Origin of the sequence: Sphingomonas sp. FUKUSWIS1 (assembly GCF_000733135.1) — a bacterium.
GTDB lineage: Bacteria > Pseudomonadota > Alphaproteobacteria > Sphingomonadales > Sphingomonadaceae > Sphingomonas > Sphingomonas aerolata.
The window spans coordinates 1-726 of record NZ_JPJC01000106.1 but is presented as its reverse complement, the minus strand read 5'-3'; the positions used below and the strand labels follow the sequence as shown (position 1 = coordinate 726).

Sequence of the window (726 nt, the reverse complement as noted above, 5' to 3'; positions counted from 1 at the left end):
GGGCTTGAACGGGATCGCGTCGCCCTGCGCGCCTGCGAACAGCGGCTCGCTGCCGTCGGTCGCGTTGAGCGCCGAGCGGAACTGGCTGAAGGCGCTTTCGATCGCGCTGCCGAGCGCGGGCGTCGCGCCGGTGCCGACCGCGGTCATCAGCTGTGTCCGCAGATCGCCGGCGATCGTGTCGATCGCGGTGATATTGGCCTCGTACAGCGACAAGGTCGTGCCGAGCCGGGTCGTCGCCGCGCTCTGCGCCGCCTGCATCGACAGCGCACTGCGCGCGGACAAAGTGCGGACCGCGGCGCTGCCGAGATCGGCGAGGTCCTTCGCCTTCTTGCCCGAATTGAGCTGCAGCTGCGTCTGCGCGAGCCGCTGCTGCGCCTTCTGGACCGCGTCGGTCAGCGTCCGCTGGAGCGGGATGGTGGCGATGCGGGTCATCGATGCTGGTCCTATCTGATCATGCCGAGGAGCGTGTCGTACATCTCGCTCGCGGTGGTCATGACGCGCGCGGCGGCGGCATAGCTGTTCTGGAGCACGACCATCTGGCCGAGCTCCTCGTCGATATTGACGCCCGAGACGCTGTCGCGGCGGTTGATCGCGTCGTCGCGGCGTGCGCCCATCTGGTCCGCACGATCGGTGGCGCGCGACGCGGCGGATCCCGCATCGCCCAGCACGACCGCGGAGAAACGCGCGATCGTCATCGTCCCCGCATCGCCGAGATCGACCGCGCCC

2 protein-coding genes are annotated in these 726 nt (G+C 69.6%); both read right to left on the bottom strand.

Going from position 1 to position 726, the window contains the following annotated elements; all coding sequences use genetic code 11:
* On the bottom strand, positions 1-432 hold a 432-nt coding region (locus tag sphsw_RS07705; RefSeq protein ID WP_031440097.1), incomplete at its 3' end, for a flagellin.
* 11 nt (positions 433-443) lie between these two features.
* The coding region (locus tag sphsw_RS07700) for a flagellar basal body rod C-terminal domain-containing protein (RefSeq protein ID WP_042466789.1) at positions 444-726 on the bottom strand (283 nt) is incomplete at its 5' end.